The organism is Paenibacillus solanacearum (assembly GCF_910593845.1).
Taxonomy (GTDB): Bacteria; Bacillota; Bacilli; order Paenibacillales; family NBRC-103111; genus Paenibacillus_G; species Paenibacillus_G solanacearum.
Genome location: NZ_CAJVAS010000033.1, coordinates 1 through 19008 on the forward strand (window position 1 = coordinate 1; position 19008 = coordinate 19008).

Below are 19008 nucleotides of genomic sequence, written 5' to 3' on the forward strand. Positions count from 1 at the left end.
AGGGCGATTGCAACTTAACAGCTTACAAAAACCATATTTTACCATTAGGTCATCGCTTGGGTGGCTTGTTTGCTATGCCATTCTACTTGGGTGCGGTAAAGCAACGTCAATTTCAGACTTCATTTCTCCTTTTTCGCCATTGGCATAGAGCCCAATTGTTCTCTTGCCGTTACTTTATCACAGCTGCGCGACGAACATTTCTTCTGAATTGCTACATTGGCTTCCCGCTCCGCTGCCGCCCGTTCGGATTGAAACGCAAAAAGCGCCGCATCCGTACGGGATACAGCGCTTCTTCCATGGAAACAGCAGGAGCCGCCGCTCCCGATAGTTAGCTTACCTCGCGCAGCGCATCCGTGAAGGCAGACAAAATCAGATGGGCCGATGCCGCACCTGGATCGATATGGCCTGTCGACCGCTCGCCTAGCCGGCTGGAACGGCCGAGCTGCGACACGAGCGTCGCCGTCGCACGCATTCCCTGCTCTCCGGCCCGGACCGCCTCGTCGAGGCTGTCGATCAATCCTTTGCCCTCGCTGCGGGCCAGCCGCAGCGCGTCGATCGCCGGCAGCCACGCATCCATCATCGTTTTATCGCCGAGCTTCGCTTTGCCGCGATCCTGAATTCCTTGCACCGCCACCGTCCAAAACTGCACGACGTCGTCGTCCTCCAGCTCCGCCTTCCCTTTCAGCACGGCGCCGCCGCGCATGAAAGCCGTCGCGTACAGCGGGCCGACCGACGATCCGACCGCATTGAGGAAAGACATCGCCACTTCGTTCAGCAGCGCGCCGCAATCTTCTCCGTTGTGCTCATCCAGCTTGTGCACGATGGCCTGCCAACCGAGCGACATCGTCACGCCGTGGTCTCCGTCGCCGACGGCCCGGTCCAATTCGGACAGTTCGTCTTTCTTGCTCTCGATCTGCTCCGCTATTGCGCGCAGCAGTTGTTTCCATTGTGCTATGGTCAGTTTCATATGCGTCCGCCTCCCGTTTGATACGGCGGCAGCGGGCGATGCCGTCCGCACCGGCCGCCGCCGTTGTGCTAAAGTAAATGATTCCGGTTCGGTTACTTCTGAACGTAAAGCGGCGTATCCGCCGGATGGTCGACCATCTCGGCCAGCTCATCATCGAGTTTCATCACCGACACCGAGCAGCCCCCCATCTCCAGCGAGGTGACAAACTCGCCGACGAAGGACCGATGAATCTCGACCCCGAGGTCGGCAAGCAGCCGGGCTACGCGCCGGAAGACGATGAACAGCTCCATCTGCGACGTAGAGCCAAGCCCGTTGACGATGACGGCCACCCGGTCGCCCGCCGCAAGCGGCATATCCGCCGTAATTGTCGAGAGCAGCGAATCAGCCACCTCATCGGCCGTCCCCAGCTTGCCGCGTTTGACGCCCGGCTCGCCGTGAATGCCGAGGCCGATTTCCATCTCGTCGTCTCCGAGCATAAAGCTCGGTTTGCCTGTTTGCGGCACGTAGCACGGAGATAAGGCCACGCCCATCGTGCGGATGCTGGCGTTCGCCTTCTGCGCCACACGTACGACGTCGTCCAGCGCATACCCTTTGTCGGCGGCGGCACCCGCCGCCTTGAACACGAGGAACCCTCCGGCAATCCCGCGACGGCGGTGCGCTTCCTCCTTGGAAGCGGACGCCACGTCATCGGTGACAAGCACCGTTTCTACGCGAATGCCCTCCATGCCCGCCAGCTCGGCCGCCATATCGAAATTCATGCAGTCCCCCGCATAATTGCCATACATATATAGAACGCCGGCTCCGCCGTTCACCGCCTTGGTAACCTGCAGCACCGGATCGGGCGGCGGCGAGGCGAATACGTTCCCGACCGGCGCGCCGTCGGCGAAACCGGGACCGATCAGCCCCATAAACGCCGGCTCATGCCCCGAGCCTCCGCCAATCACGATCCCGACCTTCCCCGGGCGCACAGGCTTCGAGCTGACGACGGATCGTTTGTTCTCGGCGCATATTCTCACATATTGCGGATAAGCTGCGGCGTAGCCCTCGATCATTTCATCGACTACATCATTCGGTACATTCATGAGCTTCTTCATGGACTCGCATCCCCCAACGGTCTTATTTGAAAGTGGAATTCGCCATCGCGCTGACAACGTATTTCTTGGACAAATACAATTAAAAGCACGATCGGCGCAGCAAAAAAAATACTGTAAGCGGATACGTCACGCCAAGTAATAAGCGCCCAAAACGTATCCAGCCAGTTGATCTTCGACAGCATGACTACACCGGCACGAAAAATACATGCTCGGGATCATGAGCGCAGCAAGCACGAAGAAAAAATCATTGCCCCTTCCCAAGAACGCCCTTGTGCAAAAAGCATGTGCGGCCAGCAGGCCCAAATGCGGCTGCAGCACCACCGGAAATTTCAGCGCCGCAATCAGCAGCCGATAGAGGGGACATCATCATCCGAAGCGTAACCAGGGCGGCGAAGACGGTCTGCGGCGACTTCCAGAAAACCGTACTTGCTGTCATTTTACCCCACCTCCCCTTCGTAGTGAACCTTTTTCTTCGAAGTACGAACGGTAAAAGGGGTACATCCAGTACACGATCCTCTTCGCCGCTTTCAGCGTTCCGCCGTCGGTCAGTACGTCCACCGGCTGGAATGCTTGCATTGAAGAGATGAGCTGCATACCCTCGCCGTAACTTATGGGTGGAAGATCGTACCTGGTTTCGGACGGACGGCCGCTTGGCCACCGAACGCCCGCTCGATCGAGGCCGGCTCCCCCCTTTTCTCGAAAACGTGACCACCAGAGATGCTGTCGTTTGAGCATATTACGATTGATGTATTGTAACTATATGTATTCAGTTCACTATCATTTTTGCACTCAAAGTATTATTTGTCAATCATTTTTCTGATTTTTATCTTTGTTTATTGTTGTTTATTGATGATTATTTTCTTTATTTATTGTCGTTTCACCTTGATTACTCAGCAAAATGGTCGGATTGCGCACAAAAAAATCCCGCTATGCGCTGTCCATGACAGAGATAACGGGATTCGGCCGAAGGTTACGCGATGGCGAGCCGGCTCACGACATATGCTGCTGAACAAACGCGCTCCACCGTTCCAGCTCATTGGTGCAAATGAGCGCCTGCGGGTATTTGTCCTTGATCAGCCGCATCTCTTCTTCGGTATCGACCGGCCAGGCGATCAGCTCCAGATCGTGATCGGCAATCATTCCGGCGTATTTCTCCGTCAAAAACGGCAGCTTGACCGCCAAATATTTGCCGCGGATTTCTTTCATGAACGGAAACACATACGGCATGCTTCCGCTGAAGACGAGACCGACGTCGATATCCTTGTCCAGCTCGCGAAGGCGGGCCACGGAAAAATGATCGAAGGAAATGACGTACACTTGATCGACCATGCCGGTTTTGCGCACGACGTCGACCACCGCCTCCTCCAGTCCCGGGTACAGGTCGCCGGTCTGCTTCATTTCGATGCTGACGACAAGCTTGTCCTTCAGCAGCCGCAGCGACTCTTCCAGCGTCGGGATCACTTCCGTGCCGCCGATGCGCAGCTCGCGAAGCTCTGCCGCCGTGTAATCCTTAAACTGGCCGGGCGCGCCAGTCATTCGCTGAAGCGAAGCATCATGCATGACCATCGGCACGCCGTCTTTGCTCAAATGGACGTCAAGCTCCAGCTGAGTGAAAGACAAGTCGCACGCCGCCTGAAACGACGGCAGCGTGTTCTCATAATATTTGACGGGGTATCCCCGATGCGCGATGCCTCTTACCTTCATAGATTCCATTCCCTTCATGATAACTGAAGCTCCGCCACTAACGGATAATGATCGCTGGGGAATCGTCCCTGAATGATGTCGCTGACGATTTGAATCCGCTGCACCGCTACCGGGCCGCGCGTCAAGATCCAGTCGATGCGCCAAGACGGGCCGCGGCCGGCAGGATTGTTAAAGTTATTGAACGTACCGAGCCCTTCGCCGATCGTTTCGCCGGCCGACAGCCAAGTATCGGTGAAACCGCCTTCACGAGTAAACGCGCCGTATGCCTCCGAATCCGGTCCGACGTTGAAGTCTCCCGCGATGATGACCGGCAGCTCGGGATCGAATGATTTTGCCCGCTCCACCATCAACTGCGCCGCTAGAACACGAGATTCCGGCGATTTGTGGTCAAAGTGGGTGTTGCATAAGTAAAACGAACGCTTCGTCTCCCGGTCGTGAAACCGCCCCCACGTCACCATCCGCGGAGCCGCGTTCCCCCACGTAACGGAGCCGATGACATTCGGCGTTGCCGAAAGCCAGTAATGATCGTATTCCAGCAGCTCGAAACGGTCTTTCCGGTAAAATATGGCCATGTATTCGCCGCCGCTGCCGCCCTTGCGGCCGAGGCCAAGCCAATCATAGCCGGGCAGCACGGTCAGCATGTCCTTCACCTGGCCGTAGAAACATTCCTGCGTCGTCACGATATCCGGCGCCTCGCGCTTCAACAGCATCTCTAATAGCGGCAGACGCTCTTCCCATGAATTCGGACTCGGATCGGTCGCATGCCGGACATTGACCGTCATGATTCGCATTCCCGCTGTATTGTTCATCGCGCCTCATTCACTCCTTCGTCGCTTCGATTCGCCTGTGCAGCCCGTTAGGACCGGCGCAAGCAGCCTCCTGCCGCCGCTCCAGAGCGGCAGCCGTACCTGACGATCGTTCGGCCGTAAGTATATGCCGTACGCCTCTTCCGTGCGAGCTCGACGGATGCACCGTCTACGCAGGTTTTCCGCTCCGCTGCCGCCCATGTGGCGGTGCGAGGCGGTCAGCCGCCCCGATTAAAGAAACGGCGCCTCGCTCGGGATCACATTATAATGCAGCAGACGCATGCCTTCCTGCGAAGTCTCCAGCACGGTGAGCGCCGTGTTGGCTTTCGCCAGCAGCCTGTAATTGCGAAACGGAATCGACAGCATTCCCGCCATGTAAATACGGATCGATGTGCTGTGGCTGACGACCAGAATATTTTCTTCGGGATGCTTCTGCGCCGTATCCGCAAAAAAACGGTTCATCCGGTCAAATACTTGCGCAGCCGTCTCACCCGTCCCTCCCGCACTCGCTTGTTCCGGGTCCTCGTACCAGCGCTGCCACGCTTCCGGGTACTGCGCTACGATGTTCGGATAGTGCAGTCCGTCCCATAATCCGAAGTCGATCTCCGTCACCCGTTCGTCCTGCTCCACCGGAAGGCCGCGCTGCGCTGCTGCCGGTTCGGCCGTTTGGACCGCCCTGCGCAGATCGGAAGCCATGACGCGGTCGATCGGCGTCCCGCGCAAATAGCGTGCGGCCTGTTCGGCCTGCTCCCTCCCCTGTGCGGACAAGTCGATATCCGATCTGCCGCAATAGCGGTTGTGATCGCGGTTCCATTCCGTTTGTCCGTGCCGCATAATATAAAATCGCGTCATGCCGGTTCACTCTCGCTTTCTCCCGCCAAATAGCCAAGCGCTCTTAATTGTTCGACGAAGCGGCGGTAGTTGTCATCGTATTTGTCACAGACCGGTGCGTCCCAAGGCTCGATCAGCTGCTCCGGCGCGATCATCGCCGCGCCCGCTTCTTCGAGATTCGAGAACAGCGTGCCCGAGGCGGCCAGCACGGCCGCGCCGACGGCGCCCTCGACATGCCTCATCTTGCGGATCGGCCTGCGCAGCACGCTGCTGCGGATGCCGAGCCACACGGCGCTTGCGCTTGCGCCACCCGCCGTATATACAGCCGTTACCGGCTCGCCGGATAACGACTCGATCATATCGTAGGTGAGCCGCTCCAAATAAGCGACGCCCTCCATCCGCGACGCGAACCGCTCTACGTCGGTCAAGCCGGCGTGGTCGAAGCCGCGTGCCTGCGCGGCGACGAACGGGAAGCGCTCCCCCTGCTGCTGCAGCGGATAGCTTATCCAGGGCGTCGGCGCCAGCTTGGCCGCTTCGCGGTTCAATGCGGCGAGGTCCGCCCCCACATAATCGCGGGATATCCAGTCGCCGCCCGTATTGCTCGCGCCGCCCGGCATCCAGTACCCCTGCGGATGCTTGTGGTTGTACAGCCTCCCGAGCGGATCGGCGATCGGCTCGCGCGTGACGCCCTTAACGACGAGCGTCGTTCCGATCGTCGTGCTCCACTCGCCCGGGCGAATCGCGCCCGAAGCGATCTGCGACGCGCAGCCGTCGGTCATCCCCGTCACGACGAGGACGCTTCGCGGCAAGCCGGTCGCCTCCGCCACCTCGGGGGTCACAGAGCCCAGCACGGTTCCCGGCGGGACGACCTTCGGCAGCCACGACGCCGGAATGCCGAGCTCACCGGTCACGTAGCCGGGCCATTGATGATGCCCAAGGTCATAGCCGGTCTTGAGGCAGTTCGAATAGTCCGTCACGCCCCACACCCCGCTCAGCTTGCCGATCACATAGTCGGCCGCATGCGCCCACAGGGCGATTCGTTCCGCCGCAGCCGGGTCATGCTCCCGGAACCATAGCATTTTCGGAAGCCCGGAGGAGGCGTTGAACGCCGTATAGCCCGTCAGTCCGGCCCGCTCTGCGGCAGCCTTGCACCGCTGCGCCTCGCGGAACGAGCGGGGATCGCTGTACATAAGCGCCGGGCTGACCGGTTCATACCGGGCGTCAAGCGCGATCATCGTCCCTGACGTCGACGTGACGGAGATCGCCTTGACCTCCGGCTTCAGTACGAGCCGGTTCAAGTCTCCCGTCAACCGGGCCAAGCAGGCCAGCAGGTCGTCCCACCACCCGGCGGGAGACTGCTCCTCCCGCGAGCCCTCGATGGAAAAAGCAACCGCGTGCGACGACAGCAGCTCGCCTTGGTCGTTCACCGCCATCACGCGCACGCCTTGCGTACCGATGTCCGCACCTATCACTACAGGTCGTTGCTGCGGCATATGCTGCTCCCCTCCTATACTGCAACCGTTACTCCATATAACATGGAGTCGGTTGTCAGCTACACTGCAACCGTTACTCCATTTAACAAGCAGCCGGTTGTCCGTTGCGCTGCAACCGTTACTTTCGAGTTCCTTCTATTATAAAGCGGTCTGCTGCGATTCCAGCAAAGGAAGAACAGACGGGTTCACGAGCTGACGAATGCTGCGGTTGCCGTGAACGAACCATTCCTTCAGCACATCGTTCATAATCTTGACGCTGTATCCGTCCACTTCAAACGAAGCGCCGGCGATATGCGGCGTCGCGTACACATTCGGCAGCGAAATGAGCTCGTAGTCCGAAGCGTCCGGCGGTTCGTTATAGAATACATCGAGAATCGCTCCGCCGATCCGCCGTTCCTTGAGCGCGCTGTACAAAGCGTCCCTCTGGACGACCGACGCCCGGGCGCTGTTGACGAAGATCGCATCCGGCTTCATCATCCCGAACAATCGTTCGTTGATAGAGCCCGTCGTCTCTGCCGTTACCGGCAAATGAATGGAGACAATGTCGCTCGTCGAAAAAATGTCTTCCAGCGACAGCGGGACATACTCCGGCTTCGGCGGCTGTTTCAAATACGGATCGTAATACTGGATTTTACAGTCGAACCCGGACAATACGGCCGCCACCCGTTGGCCGACGCCGCCAAAGCCGACCATGCCGACCGTTCTGCCGCACAGTTCATGTCCGCGGAAGTAAAGATACGATTCATGCGCGTCCTGCTTCCATTGCCCGGACTTCAGCCACGCCTCGCCTTCCCGCATTTTCCGCAAGAACACGATGAGCGCCGCCGTTACAAGCTCGGCTACCGCCTGCGCGTTGCGGGCCGGCGTATTGAAGACGGGAATGCCGCGACGTGTCGCAGCGGCGACATCTACATTGGAAGGCGTGCCCCGGCATACGCCGATAAATTTCAAGTTGGCGGTCTCGATGACAGACGCATCCACATGGTCATGCTCCGTGATCAGAGCGTCCGCTCCCGTCTCCTGAAGCAGCCGGATCAATTCATCCGAGTGAAAAGCTCTGCCGTGCGGCTTCCACGGCCGGAAATGGACGGTGCCATACCGCTCCAGTTGTTGCAGCGCTTCGTTCGAGTAAGGGGCCGTCACCAGCATGTTCATTCTTCCTCAACCTTTCGTTTGTTGCGATCAATGCTCAGTCCAGCAGCGTGGAAGCCGTCTCCTCCGTCGTCATGAGCACATGGAGCAAACGGCCGTTCAGCGCGCCTTTGATCGCTCTAGTTTTTCCCGTGCCATAGGCGACTCCGATACGCAATTCAATATTCAAGTAATCTTCGGGCGAGACGCCGACCACGCGTTCGCTAAGCGCCGGATTAGAGAACGTCCCCTGATCGTCGTAAAAATGGAAGATGACGTCGCCAACGCTCGTCGCGCTAAGCGTTGCGCTGTCGAGACCGGGAACGAGCCCTGACGAGATGATCGATGCGTCCTCGCCGGTATGCCCGATGCCGATGACAGCTACGCTCACCTTGCGAATGGCCTCGACAATTTCCTGTATGCTCGGATCGTTCAGGAATCCGAGCTTGCTCTCCTCCGTCCGGGCAATCGCCGGCGCGGGGAACAAGTAAGGCTTGCCGCGCAGCGCATGAGCCCATACTTGGATGACCGATGCCGCGGGAACCAGTTCTTCCTTCGCTCCCGATCCACCGGAAAGCTGCACGACCTTAAGCCCCGGCCGCGGATCGCACAAGTGCATCTGCGTGCCGATGGAGTAAAGCGTCCGGCCCCATCCGAGTCCGATCGACCCGTGCGTAGGGAGCACCGAGTTCAAATACTGACTGGCTAGCGTCTCGAACGCGTTAGGCGAATCGTCGCTGCGGAACACGACGCAATCCTTGAGCCCGTACTGCTTCGCGAGCTGTTTCTCCAGTGCAGTATGGCGGCTGTTCTCCAGATCCGAACGGATCTGAAATTGAATGATGCCGCGTTCCCTTGCTTCATTCAGAAAGCGTGCGACCGAGGAGCGGCCGATGTTCAGCTGCTCCGATATTTCCTGCTGATTCATGCCGAGCACATAATACATGCGGGCGATGCGTTCCAGAAAGCTGTCCTTGGACGTTTGTTCACCATTAGTTGTTTTGTTCATAATATCCCCATTCTATCATAACGAAATTTAGTGTGTAAATAGATTATACCTAGTTTGCACACCTTATTTAAAGGTAGAATAGGCCATTGCCGATATAATATGTTTCCCGGCGATAATGAACAGCACGATCATCGAAACGATCGCGATCAAGCTCCCCGCCATGACAACATGGTCATTGACCGCTTCTTGATTATTTAAAAATACTTACTTACGAAAATATGTGTACTTGTATTTCCACACCACATGACACATAATGAATAAAGCGGCTTCTATCGCGCAGCCCGTCGGCCAGCCTAACGGCGCGGGCGGTTCCTCCGGGAACCCATTCCTATCAGGGAGGTTTGTCATTCATGCAGGAACATCGAAGCTCACCCGAGCGATTGCAGCATATACCGTTCTCGATTCTGGATCTCGCTCCGATCGTCACCGGCGCCACGGCGGCGGATGCGTTGCGCCGTACGCTCGACCTTGCCCGTCATGCGGAGCGCTGGGGCTACCGCCGCTTCTGGCTGGCGGAGCACCATAATATGCCCGGCATCGCCAGCTCGGCGACTTCGGTTGTCATCGGCCATGTCGCGGCCGGCACCGAGTCGATCCGGGTCGGCTCCGGCGGCATCATGCTGCCCAACCATGCGCCGCTCGTCATCGCCGAGCAGTTCGGCACGCTCGAATCGCTCTACCCGGGCCGCATCGATCTCGGGCTCGGCCGTGCGCCCGGCTCCGACCAGCCGGCGGCCCGCGCGCTGCGCCGCGGCCTCGGCAGCAGCGGCGACGACTTCCCCGAGCTGCTGAACGAGCTTCGCAGCTACTTCGATCCGTCCCGCGAAGGCCGGCCGCCCGGGGTACGCGCCGTCCCCGGCGAAGGCCTCAGCATCCCGATCTGGCTGCTTGGCTCCAGCGGCTTCAGCGCCCAGCTCGCCGGCCAGCTGGGCCTGCCGTTCGCCTTTGCCAGCCATTTCGCCCCCGACTACTTGCTGCAGGCGCTGCAGCTGTACCGCAGCAGCTTCCGCCCGTCGGAGGTGCTGGAGAAGCCTTACGCGATGGTCGGCATCAATGTGATTGCCGCCGATACGGACGAGGAAGCGCGCCGGCTGGCGACATCGCAGGAGCAGCAATTCCTCAATATCGTCCGCGGCCGCACCGGCATGCTGAGCCCGCCGGTCGACGACATGGACGCATTATGGTCCGAGCATGAAAAGATATATATCCGCAAACAACTGGGCTTTTCCGCAGTCGGAAGCCGAGAGACCGTCAGAGCGAGACTGCAGACGCTGCTCGACGAAACCGGCGCCGACGAATTTATTGCCGCCGGGCAAATCTACGACCATGATGCCCGCCTGCGTTCTTACGAAATGCTTGCCGACATCGTCAGAAGCTGAGTGGTTGTCGTCCAAGCGTGATCGCTTAGCCCTGGAACGAGGCGCAGCACAAAGAACGGCCCTTTCGCCACAATCGAAGCGAAAGAGCCGTTCTTTGTTTTCATATCTGCATGCCGTGAAGCGGTCTCGGACGAGGCAAGCCCACGACACGGATACTCGCAATCCCGGCGGCGATTACAAAAAGCCCTTGAGCCGGATAAACACCCAGTACAGCCCGATCAAGAAGATACAGACCGAAACCGTACGGAAAAAGATCGTATAATACGCGCTGTTCTTCTCCCGGAAGCGAATCAGGATCGGCAGCAAAATGCCAACGACGCCCAGCTGCCCAAGCTCGATGCCTACGTTGAACGAGATGAGCGATGTCGCCAGGTAGCTCTTCTGAAACCCGATCTCGCTAATCCCGCTCGCAAACCCGAGCCCGTGGATGAGACCGAACACAAACGTAAGCGCCCAGCGCCATTTGAACGTTTTGACGAATAAATTTTCGACCGCGATGTAGCAGATCGTCAGTGCAATTCCCACTTCGATCCATTTCGGATATACCGGCACCAGATTGAGCACGGCCAAACAAAGCGTAAGGCTGTGGGAAATCGTGAAGGCGGTAATGATCTTCAGAATCGACTTAAACCGCTCCGCAATAATGATCAAGCCGAGCAGGAAGAGCAAATGGTCGTAGCCGGTAATGATATGCTCCAGGCCGAGATTGATGTACATAAAGACAACCGTTAACAAATCCAAGCGAGCCTTCTCCCCTCATTCGTTAAATTCAAAGCCGGACCGGTTGCGCCATAGCAGCGCCCGCGCTTTCTTGCCGAATCGGCTGGAACGCAGAAAGGGCGAAATGCCGATGTACAGGACGTACAACAGTCCTCCCCAGGCCAGAGCGACGCCGAGATAGTAGAAAACAAGCGAGACGACCTTGAATTGATGATTCAGGTACAGGCTTTGAATCAGCGAGACGGAGCCGGTACCCCAAGCGAGCCCGAACAAGGCGGACACCACTTTGGGATAAGCGCCGCGCCCGGCGAATACCGTATACACCGCAAACAGAGCGAAAAGAACAAGCGCCGCAGGATGAAGCCAGTCCGCCAGCGGATTGACGCCAAGCCTGTCGGTTACGATCAGTCCGAGCAGCGTATAGAGCGTGCCGATCCCGAGGGACAGCGCCGCTTCCCTCACCGTCGGCGCCGTCAGCAGCACAAACAGCAGGAGCAGCCAGCAGTAGACGCTGAACAGCATCTTTTGTGCGCCAAGCACCGCATATTGAGCCATGAGCGACAAGTCGAAGCGGAATTTGTTGTCCGGCATGTACCGGACGGAACCGGCGCCTTTCTCCACGACCCAGTGCTCCAGCATCGTATCGTTTGCGTCGGAGAGCACGATGTAATTTTGATGCGTGTCATCGAATTCGAAGATAAGATTGTACAATATCGTCAAATTGCCGATTTCCAACGGTGAAGTAAAATTAAGCAGCACGCGAACCATCGGGTCCTCGGTTTTTTCCTGAATGACGGTTTTGACGTCATCGATCGTAACGTCCATCCGCTGCTCGTTATTGAAAAGAATCAGATGCTCCAAAAAATACGCTTCGATGGCCGCACGCTGTTTGACGACCTCGTCCTCTTCGATCGCACCGTTCCCGTTCGTATCGTACTGCAGCATGACCGGATAAGGAAGCAGCTGCTCGTACTCCACCCGATCGCCGTATATATGCAAGTAGGAGTAGCCGTTATTGTAGTTATGCGCCCATGCGGAAACGCCAAGCCAGGAGGTCAGCAGCGTGAGCAGCGCGATCATGGCTAAGAAGCGGCGGATCATTTCGTCGAAACCCTATCCTTCTCGGTAATCACCTTCAGATTTTTCCCGTCCGATGTGATCAGGATGTTCCCGTTGAGTCCCGTCGAATAGACGTCGGAGCCCTTCTTCTCATAACGCTTCAGCACGTCGAGACTGCTGAAAATATTGTTGCTCAATATCGTCACTTTCGGCGTGAGCGCATCAACCCATGTCGGCGACGAAGAGGTTGCGTGACCGTGGTGCGGCGCATGAACGAAGTCGACGTCCAATTTGCTGCCGTACTGCTCGACGAGCTGCGCTTCGCGGTCCTTGTAGATGTCGCCCGGGAAAAGGAAGGAATTGTCCTTGTACGTCATTTTCAGAACGAGCGAGTAAAAGTTGATCGTCGAAGCTTCGTTGTTTTTAATGACGCTGTTCAGCTCGGATTCGTTCGGCGAGAGCACTTCGAACTTCACTTCGTTGCCCAGCTCGAACGTGTCCCCGGCCTTCAATACTTTCTGCGGGATATTTTTCCTTGTGACTTGGGAAATCGCATTGCGGTACTGGCTTGAAGCGGTGTAATCATGGCTTTGCCGGTAATAAGCTTTGGCATCCTTCGCCCTCAGCACTTCGGCGTAGCCGCCCAGATGGTCGGCATGCGGATGCGTGTTGTAGGCGATGTCCAGCTCCTTGATGCCGAGATCGTCCAAATATTTGACGATTTGCTTGCCCGCTTCGGCGATGCCCGCGTCCATCAGCATGTTTTTGCCATCCGGCGTCGTGATCAGGTAGCTGTCACCGGTGGCTACCTTCGGATCTTTCAGGTGGAAATAGCGGATTTGCAGCATTCCTTTGTATTTCTGGGTGTCGAACACTTCCTTCGTGCGGAGCGGCGGCGCCTCATCCTTCTTCGGCTCCGACGGCGCCGGGGCAGCCGCCTGCTTAGGTTCCGGGTTAATTTGCGCGCAAGCGGCCGTAATCAGTAAAGCGCTTACAGCGATAACGCCCGCCATTTTGAACCCGTGTTTCTTGATTTGTTCCTTCATACGTTCGACCTACCTCCTGGACTCTCTCAAAAAAATATGAAACAACCAGCATCCCATTATCGGGTATGCCGGTTAAGGTTAAGCAGCGGTACTGTGGAACCAGCCCATTCTGCGAAACGATTAGCCATGATCCGGTACCCCTCCGCATTCGGATGCAGCCGATCCGGCAATAAGGAGCCGTACGTCTCTCCGAACAGGTGAAGCCCGTGCAAGTAGTAAAGCTTGTCATCGCCGTGACGCTCAAGCAAAGCGACAACGTCCTCGATTTGTTCGCGCATCTTCTGAAGATTCAGACCGACCTTGTTCTCGTTCGTTTCGCGGTCCGGACTGTAGATCGGCGAAATGACGGCAATCGGGATATCCGGATGCTTCTCGCGAATGATTTGCAGAAAACCGATGAGCGCAGGACGGAACGTTCGTTCCGAGTAGGAGGAACCGCCCATGATGTTGATGCCGACGCACACGGAGATGAAATCGGCCGGCAATTCGCGAATCATCCGGGCAACCATCGGTTCCATGTGGCAGTTCGCCGCGAACCCCAGACATGTCAGATCAAGCCCCAGTTCGGCTGCGGCCAAAGCGGGCCACGTTTGCGAAGGGCTTGCGGCTTCGTTGCACTGCGTGATCGAGCTTCCGTAAGCGACCCAGCGCGGCTTCCGTACTGCCGATGCGCTGTAAGACGCGCCGCTGTCGATGCTCACTTCCCGGATGCGTACAGGATGTTTCTGCGACAAGTACACCTCGACAAGCTTCTCTCCCTCGGGCAGCGACTCGAACAATGCCGACTCCGCTCCCGCTTCGATCAAGGCGGTTTGCGTCAGGACGCCGTCGACGACGCAATCCATGGCGAGCCCGTAAGCCTCGGGAACGATCCGTACCTGAACGCGGGACGAATCCGTGCGAAAGCTGAGCCGCACGCCGGCGGGAATTTCCGCTTTGCCGTTAATATGTCCCGGCTGGAACAGCTCCGCGTCGCGGAACGGCACACGCCAAGGCTTCACCCAGTCTTCCGTCGCCTGAATCGAAACGGCGCCTTGAAACAAGCTCTCGTTCAAATCAATAGACTTCATATCCATCCCCAATCCTTCTGAGCATTTGTTCACCGGACTGTCAAATGCTCGATTCCCTTATTCTATCACGCGCTATTCTGCCTGACAATACAGTTCGTTACGACGCGAGACACGCTGTCCGGCTTGAAAAAAACAAGCTCCCGGACCGTGCCGCGCCGATCAAAAACTATTGACGATTCAATAGAACACGGATAACATATTTTGTATTCTAAGCCAGATTGGGAGGACTGACAAGTGAATATTATTTTCATGGGAACCGCGTCCGCAGCAGGGAGTACAGAGCGCGACAATACTTATTTGCTGCTTCGTCATCACGAGGATTGCTGGTTGATCGATACGGGGGGCAACCCGCTCGGCAAGCTGAAGCAGGCCGGCATCCCCCTCGACCGGATCAAGGGCGTGATGCTGACGCATTTCCATGTCGACCATATGTACGGGCTGCCGTCCTTGCTGTGGGGCATGTGGATCGGGGGAAGAACCGCTCCCTTTACGATCTACTGCTCTTCTACGGGCGAAGCGCAGCTGCGCGCCATCCTCGAAGGCTATCAAGTGGCGCAGTGGCCGATCAAGTTCGATCTGCGCATCCATGCGTTCGATTGGACCGAGCCGTCCCCCTTGTTCAGCGAGCAGGGGTTGTCCGTCTCGACGTTCCCCAGCCTGCACGGCGTGCCTACGGTCGGCTTCAAGGTGGAAGCGGATGATCGCGTGCTGATTTATTCCGCTGACACCAGCCCGAACGAACGGATTTGCAGCGAGCCGAAGATCGACCTGCTCATTCACGAAGCTACCAAAGCGCGAGGCAAAATGAAAACCCATACGAGTCTGGAGGATGTCGTCCGCTTCTATCCTATGGAACGCATTGGCCAATTGTATGCCGTCCATTTGACCGACAACGAGCCGTATGGCGAAGTGCTGGCCGAATGCAGCGAAGCGGTGCGCTCCAAAGTCACGCTCGCATCCGACATGATGTCCATAACGTTATAGAGCAGCACGCTGCTGCTTGTCCGCAGCCGCTCCATTGGACCGCCGCCACTGCCTGATGATCGTGGCGCGCCGGCCCATCGGGCGGTTTTTTCATGCGATGCGCCGCATAAGGCAGCGCGGCGCTTCGCGTGACGCGGAGGGTGCGGCCGGTTCCCCGGTGCGCCCGGCATGCGCGCAGCGAATGGAAACGGGCAAACCGCGCATACTACATACAGAAACCGGTTAAAACTGGAATATGGCCGGTTATTGCAACGTTTGCCGTCTCCCTACGGACGGCCTATGTTCCATATCGCTGCGAGGTGCGTATGCCATGCCCAACGTCATTCCCTACTTGCTGCTCATTTTGTGCATCGTCCCCGTCCTGATATGGCTCCTCTGTCATACGCGGCAATTCCATACGATCGCTCTTTATTTCAGCTTTGTCGGTATGATTTATATTTTCGAGTTTTTCATTATTGTCATCCTGGATGCCTATGAATACGCCCCGGGCATTTTTCCGAACCGCTACAAAGACAATATGGTCGGAGCGGTCGTTTCCAACTTCATCGCCGTTCCTATCATCGCCACGCTGATCGGGACTTTGCAGCTGCGCAGCCGCTGGATCGTCATCTTCGCCTGCCTATTCGGCGCAATCGAATGGGGATTTCTCCGCCTCGGCGTGTACGTTCATCATTGGTGGACCATCGGGTACACGGTTGTCTCTTTGCTCTTCTTCTTCTGGTTAACCCGCATGTGGATGCGGCAAGTACAGGCGGGCAATGCCGTACTTCGATATGTTACTTATTTCACGTACGTCTTTTGCTTGACCGATACGCTCGTGTTCGCCTTCATCCTGTTCGGCTTGCGGCAATTTGCTTCCGGCTTGTACGACCATAACGACCGCGACGACGTGTTTGTCACCGTGTTGTATGCGTTCGCCAAAGCCGCGGTTATCGTCAACGCAACGTATTGGACCCGCAAAGCCCGCTGGATATCCATTGGGCTGGCGATGGCCTTGATTCTCGCATCGCAAATTTTCCTGATCCGCTTCGGCATCCTACATGTCTACATCTCGTACGGGCTGTACTATTCGATATATGTCCCTTGCTGCGCGATGGTGTTCTGGCTCAGCTTCCGTGCGCTGCACGCGCTGCGGCATCCCGGGCGTCTTCGGCTGGGCGCGTCCGTACGCAATTCATAGCAAACAGGCCGTCCTCTCTCCGATCATTTCGATGGAGAAAGGACGGCCTGCCGCATTTCGTTAAGTTTACACCATGATTTTGCAAATGTCGTTCGTAAATTCAACCGGATCCTGGATCGGCAGTCCTTCGATCAGCAGCGCTTGGCTGTACAGCAGATTCGTATACAGGTTCAGCTTCTCCTTATCGCTGTCGAAAGCGTGCTTGAGCGATTGATACACCGCATGGTTCGTGTTGATTTCGAGCACCTTGTCCGCCTTGACGTTCGGATTGTTCGGCATCGCATTGAGCACTTTTTCCATCTCGATCGTCACTTCGCCTTCGGTGGACAAGCAGACCGGATGCGTCTTGAGCCGCTTCGAAGCTTTGACGCTCGTCACTTTGCCGGACAGCAGCTCTTTCATATAATCAAACAATTCCTTGTTCTCGTTGCTGCTTGCTTCGCTTTCCTTCTGCGAATCGTCCGCTTCGATGCCGAGATCTCCGCTCGATACGGACCGGAATTCTTTGTCCTTGTACTTCATGAGCATCTTAATCGCGAACTCGTCGATGTCGTCGGTAAAGTACAAAATTTCGTAGCCTTTGTCTGCGACAAGCTCCGTCTGCGGCAGCTTCTCGATGCGCTCGTTCGATTCCCCGGTGGCATAGTAAATGTACTTCTGCTCTTCCGGCATTCTCGACACGTACTCATCGAGCGTCACCTGCTTCTTCTCTTTGGAAGAATAGAACATGATGAGGTCTTGAAGCACTTCTTTATGCGTGCCGTAATCGCTGTACACGCCGAACTTCAACTGCCGGCCGAACGACGTGTAGAACGTGTCGTACTTGTCCCGCTCGTCCTTCAGCATCCCGAGCAGTTGGCTCTTGATTTTGCTCTCGATGTTTTTGGCGATCAGCTTGAGCTGGCGGTCATGCTGCAGCATTTCTCGGGAAATATTGAGCGACAAGCTCTCCGAGTCGACCATCCCCTTGACGAAGCTGAAGTAGTCGGGAAGCAGATCCGCGCATTTGTTCATAATCAGGACGCCGTTCGCGTACAGCTCCAGCCCTTTCTCGAATTCCTTCGAATAATAATCGAACGGAATATTCTCGGGGATGAACAGGATCGCCTGGTAGACGACCGCACCGTCCGCGCTAATATGAATATGCTTGAGCGGCTTATCGAAGCCGTAATGCTTCTCTGCGTAAAACTTCTCGTAATCTTCCGCCGTCAGCTCGCTTTTGTTTTTGCGCCAGATCGGAACCATGCTGTTGATGAGCTGTTCCTCGGTGTAGTCTTCGAATTCGCTGTCGCTGCCTTCCTTCGGCCTGCGGCCCGTTACGTCCATCTTGATCGGGTAACGGATGAAATCGGAATATTTCTTGATGATCGATCTCAGGCGGTACTCTTCCAAGTACTCGTCGTAGCTCTCGTCTTCCGTATTCTCTTTAATTTTCAAAAAGACGTCAGTGCCGACTTCGTCCTTCTCGCACGGTTCGATCGTATAGCCCTCCGCGCCGGTCGATTCCCACTTGTACGCGGTGTCGGAGCCGAGCGCCTTGCTGATGACCGTCACGACATCGGCGACCATGAACGCGGAATAGAAGCCTACGCCGAACTGGCCGATAATGTTATGTCCTTCCTGTGCCGCATTCTCCGATTTGAAGGCGAGCGACCCGCTCTTGGCGATGACGCCGAGATGATTCTCCAGCTCTTCGCTCGTCATCCCGATCCCGGTATCGCTGATCGTCAGCACGCGGTTTTGCTTGTCCGGAACGATTTTAATAAAATAGTTGTCTTTATCGAACACCAAATTTTTATCCGTCAACGCTCTGTAATAAATCTTATCGATCGCATCGCTGGCATTGGAAATCAATTCGCGTAAAAAGATTTCTTTTTGCGTATAGATCGAATTGATCATCATTTCCAACAAACGCTTGGATTCTGCCTGAAACTGCTTTTTCTCCATAGAAATCTCCCCTCTCAGCTTGGTAACCGCTCCATCGGCTGCCGCCGATTTCCGCAGTCGACAATGATGGCTTCGATATATTATTAGCACTCTCACTTCATGAGTGCCACTCCTTTCCTTTTATATCATTCCTCTTTTTTAATGTCAATACGCGATCCTGATGGATCGGACCCAACCTGCCGATGACGCCGCCAATCGTGTTCGAACCGGGCAGCAAAGCTGTGCTGGCAACGGAAATCCAGAAGCTTATCCAGGCAAGAATTATATTATTTTTGGACAAATGTTGCAAAGTTGAACATTTGTGTGCATAATATGGTTTATCAAATGTTCGAAACAATTCGAATTGGATTGTTAAAATGATCGATTATGATTTAATTTATTCGATAATTTTCATTTCGGAACTTGCGCTTTCGTGCGCATGAACAGAAGGTTTCTCACTACGTCACGATTGAATACGCTTTCATATTTCGGCATCATGGATAGCTCCGCTAACGCATTGCCGCCATAAATCTCTACCATCCGTAGATGGATTGGGATTTTTCATTTATAGAGTATGGCAGGACCGCAGCAAAGCGAGGTGATCACCGC

The 19008-nt window shown here is 56.2% G+C and carries 18 protein-coding genes; 4 read left to right on the top strand and 14 right to left on the bottom strand.

Going from position 1 to position 19008, the window contains the following annotated elements:
* A partial coding sequence (locus tag KXG62_RS25045) for a hypothetical protein (RefSeq protein ID WP_218094763.1) occupies window positions 1-332 on the top strand: 332 nt, incomplete at its 5' end.
* Here KXG62_RS25045 and dhaL read toward each other — a convergent pair.
* The 9 genes from dhaL to KXG62_RS25090 form a co-directional block, all read right to left on the bottom strand.
* Window positions 329-967, bottom strand: coding sequence for a dihydroxyacetone kinase subunit DhaL (dhaL, locus tag KXG62_RS25050; RefSeq protein ID WP_218094764.1), 639 nt, complete (start codon window positions 965-967; stop codon window positions 329-331). The two genes, KXG62_RS25045 and dhaL, sit on opposite strands and share 4 nt — an antisense overlap.
* Before the next feature lie 92 nt (window positions 968-1059).
* Window positions 1060-2061 (bottom strand): dihydroxyacetone kinase subunit DhaK, encoded by a 1002-nt coding sequence (locus KXG62_RS25055; RefSeq protein ID WP_218094765.1) that lies wholly within the window; start codon window positions 2059-2061, stop codon window positions 1060-1062.
* Between the two features lie 244 nt (window positions 2062-2305).
* Window positions 2306-2497 (bottom strand): hypothetical protein, encoded by a 192-nt coding sequence (locus KXG62_RS25060; RefSeq protein ID WP_218094766.1) that lies wholly within the window; start codon window positions 2495-2497, stop codon window positions 2306-2308.
* A gap of 554 nt (window positions 2498-3051) precedes the next feature.
* Window positions 3052-3783 carry a glycerophosphodiester phosphodiesterase gene (locus KXG62_RS25065; RefSeq protein ID WP_246627631.1) on the bottom strand — a complete coding sequence of 244 codons (732 nt, stop codon included), beginning with the start codon at window positions 3781-3783 and terminating at the stop codon, window positions 3052-3054.
* A complete protein-coding gene (locus KXG62_RS25070; protein ID WP_218094767.1) occupies window positions 3780-4574 on the bottom strand; it encodes an endonuclease/exonuclease/phosphatase family protein in 795 nt (264 codons plus the stop codon). Before KXG62_RS25070 ends, KXG62_RS25065 begins: the two co-directional genes overlap by 4 nt.
* Before the next feature lie 228 nt (window positions 4575-4802).
* On the bottom strand, window positions 4803-5423 hold the full coding sequence (locus tag KXG62_RS25075) for a histidine phosphatase family protein (RefSeq protein WP_218094768.1): 621 nt from the start codon (window positions 5421-5423) through the stop codon (window positions 4803-4805).
* Complete coding sequence (locus tag KXG62_RS25080; RefSeq protein WP_218094769.1) at window positions 5420-6895, bottom strand: FGGY-family carbohydrate kinase; 1476 nt, start codon at window positions 6893-6895, stop codon at window positions 5420-5422. Before KXG62_RS25080 ends, KXG62_RS25075 begins: the two co-directional genes overlap by 4 nt.
* A 138-nt stretch (window positions 6896-7033) precedes the next feature.
* Window positions 7034-8050 (bottom strand): NAD(P)-dependent oxidoreductase, encoded by a 1017-nt coding sequence (locus tag KXG62_RS25085; protein WP_218094770.1) that lies wholly within the window; start codon window positions 8048-8050, stop codon window positions 7034-7036.
* A gap of 34 nt (window positions 8051-8084) precedes the next feature.
* On the bottom strand, window positions 8085-9035 hold the full coding sequence (locus tag KXG62_RS25090; protein WP_218094771.1) for a sugar-binding transcriptional regulator: 951 nt from the start codon (window positions 9033-9035) through the stop codon (window positions 8085-8087).
* Between the two features lie 350 nt (window positions 9036-9385).
* Between KXG62_RS25090 and KXG62_RS25095 the strand changes: the two genes are divergently transcribed.
* Window positions 9386-10414, top strand: coding sequence for an LLM class flavin-dependent oxidoreductase (locus KXG62_RS25095; RefSeq protein ID WP_218094772.1), 1029 nt, complete (start codon window positions 9386-9388; stop codon window positions 10412-10414).
* Window positions 10415-10588: 174 nt separating this feature from the next.
* On the opposite strand, the gene KXG62_RS25100 is transcribed toward KXG62_RS25095, so the two are convergent.
* The 4 genes from KXG62_RS25100 to KXG62_RS25115 are packed head-to-tail and all read right to left on the bottom strand — an operon-like array spanning window position 10589 to window position 14315.
* Entirely contained in the window at window positions 10589-11155 is a 567-nt protein-coding gene (locus tag KXG62_RS25100; RefSeq protein WP_218094773.1) for a HupE/UreJ family protein, read from the bottom strand.
* 15 nt (window positions 11156-11170) lie between these two features.
* Window positions 11171-12235 (bottom strand): hypothetical protein, encoded by a 1065-nt coding sequence (locus tag KXG62_RS25105; RefSeq protein ID WP_218094774.1) that lies wholly within the window; start codon window positions 12233-12235, stop codon window positions 11171-11173.
* Window positions 12232-13239: a ComEC/Rec2 family competence protein gene (locus KXG62_RS25110; RefSeq protein WP_218094775.1), complete on the bottom strand. Its 1008-nt coding sequence runs from the start codon at window positions 13237-13239 to the stop codon at window positions 12232-12234. The genes KXG62_RS25105 and KXG62_RS25110 overlap by 4 nt, the downstream gene beginning before the upstream one ends.
* Before the next feature lie 56 nt (window positions 13240-13295).
* Complete coding sequence (locus tag KXG62_RS25115; protein WP_246627632.1) at window positions 13296-14315, bottom strand: SGNH/GDSL hydrolase family protein; 1020 nt, start codon at window positions 14313-14315, stop codon at window positions 13296-13298.
* 228 nt (window positions 14316-14543) lie between these two features.
* Between KXG62_RS25115 and KXG62_RS25120 the strand changes: the two genes are divergently transcribed.
* The gene (locus tag KXG62_RS25120) at window positions 14544-15293 is read left to right on the top strand and encodes an MBL fold metallo-hydrolase (protein WP_218094776.1); all 750 of its coding nucleotides are present in this window, start codon (window positions 14544-14546) and stop codon (window positions 15291-15293) included.
* A gap of 310 nt (window positions 15294-15603) precedes the next feature.
* Complete coding sequence (locus KXG62_RS25125; protein ID WP_218094777.1) at window positions 15604-16473, top strand: hypothetical protein; 870 nt, start codon at window positions 15604-15606, stop codon at window positions 16471-16473.
* A gap of 66 nt (window positions 16474-16539) precedes the next feature.
* On the opposite strand, the gene htpG is transcribed toward KXG62_RS25125, so the two are convergent.
* Window positions 16540-18420: a molecular chaperone HtpG gene (gene htpG / locus KXG62_RS25130; protein ID WP_218094778.1), complete on the bottom strand. Its 1881-nt coding sequence runs from the start codon at window positions 18418-18420 to the stop codon at window positions 16540-16542.
* Window positions 18421-19008 lie beyond the last annotated feature (588 nt).

What these genes read in the sequence shown, in the direction of transcription:
- KXG62_RS25110 (WP_218094775.1), bottom strand. Translation starts at nt 13,239, where the DNA reads ATGAAGGAACAAATCAAGAAACACGGGTTCAAAATGGCGGGCGTTATC.
- KXG62_RS25090 (WP_218094771.1), bottom strand. Translation starts at nt 9,035, where the DNA reads ATGAACAAAACAACTAATGGTGAACAAACGTCCAAGGACAGCTTTCTG.
- KXG62_RS25060 (WP_218094766.1), bottom strand. Translation starts at nt 2,497, where the DNA reads ATGACAGCAAGTACGGTTTTCTGGAAGTCGCCGCAGACCGTCTTCGCC.
- KXG62_RS25085 (WP_218094770.1), bottom strand. Translation starts at nt 8,050, where the DNA reads ATGAACATGCTGGTGACGGCCCCTTACTCGAACGAAGCGCTGCAACAA.
- KXG62_RS25095 (WP_218094772.1), top strand. Translation starts at nt 9,386, where the DNA reads ATGCAGGAACATCGAAGCTCACCCGAGCGATTGCAGCATATACCGTTC.
- KXG62_RS25125 (WP_218094777.1), top strand. Translation starts at nt 15,604, where the DNA reads ATGCCCAACGTCATTCCCTACTTGCTGCTCATTTTGTGCATCGTCCCC.
- KXG62_RS25075 (WP_218094768.1), bottom strand. Translation starts at nt 5,423, where the DNA reads ATGACGCGATTTTATATTATGCGGCACGGACAAACGGAATGGAACCGC.
- KXG62_RS25055 (WP_218094765.1), bottom strand. Translation starts at nt 2,061, where the DNA reads ATGAAGAAGCTCATGAATGTACCGAATGATGTAGTCGATGAAATGATC.
- KXG62_RS25065 (WP_246627631.1), bottom strand. Translation starts at nt 3,783, where the DNA reads ATGAAGGGAATGGAATCTATGAAGGTAAGAGGCATCGCGCATCGGGGA.
- dhaL (WP_218094764.1), bottom strand. Translation starts at nt 967, where the DNA reads ATGAAACTGACCATAGCACAATGGAAACAACTGCTGCGCGCAATAGCG.
- KXG62_RS25105 (WP_218094774.1), bottom strand. Translation starts at nt 12,235, where the DNA reads ATGATCCGCCGCTTCTTAGCCATGATCGCGCTGCTCACGCTGCTGACC.
- KXG62_RS25115 (WP_246627632.1), bottom strand. Translation starts at nt 14,315, where the DNA reads ATGGATATGAAGTCTATTGATTTGAACGAGAGCTTGTTTCAAGGCGCC.
- KXG62_RS25080 (WP_218094769.1), bottom strand. Translation starts at nt 6,895, where the DNA reads ATGCCGCAGCAACGACCTGTAGTGATAGGTGCGGACATCGGTACGCAA.
- KXG62_RS25070 (WP_218094767.1), bottom strand. Translation starts at nt 4,574, where the DNA reads ATGAACAATACAGCGGGAATGCGAATCATGACGGTCAATGTCCGGCAT.
- htpG (WP_218094778.1), bottom strand. Translation starts at nt 18,420, where the DNA reads ATGGAGAAAAAGCAGTTTCAGGCAGAATCCAAGCGTTTGTTGGAAATG.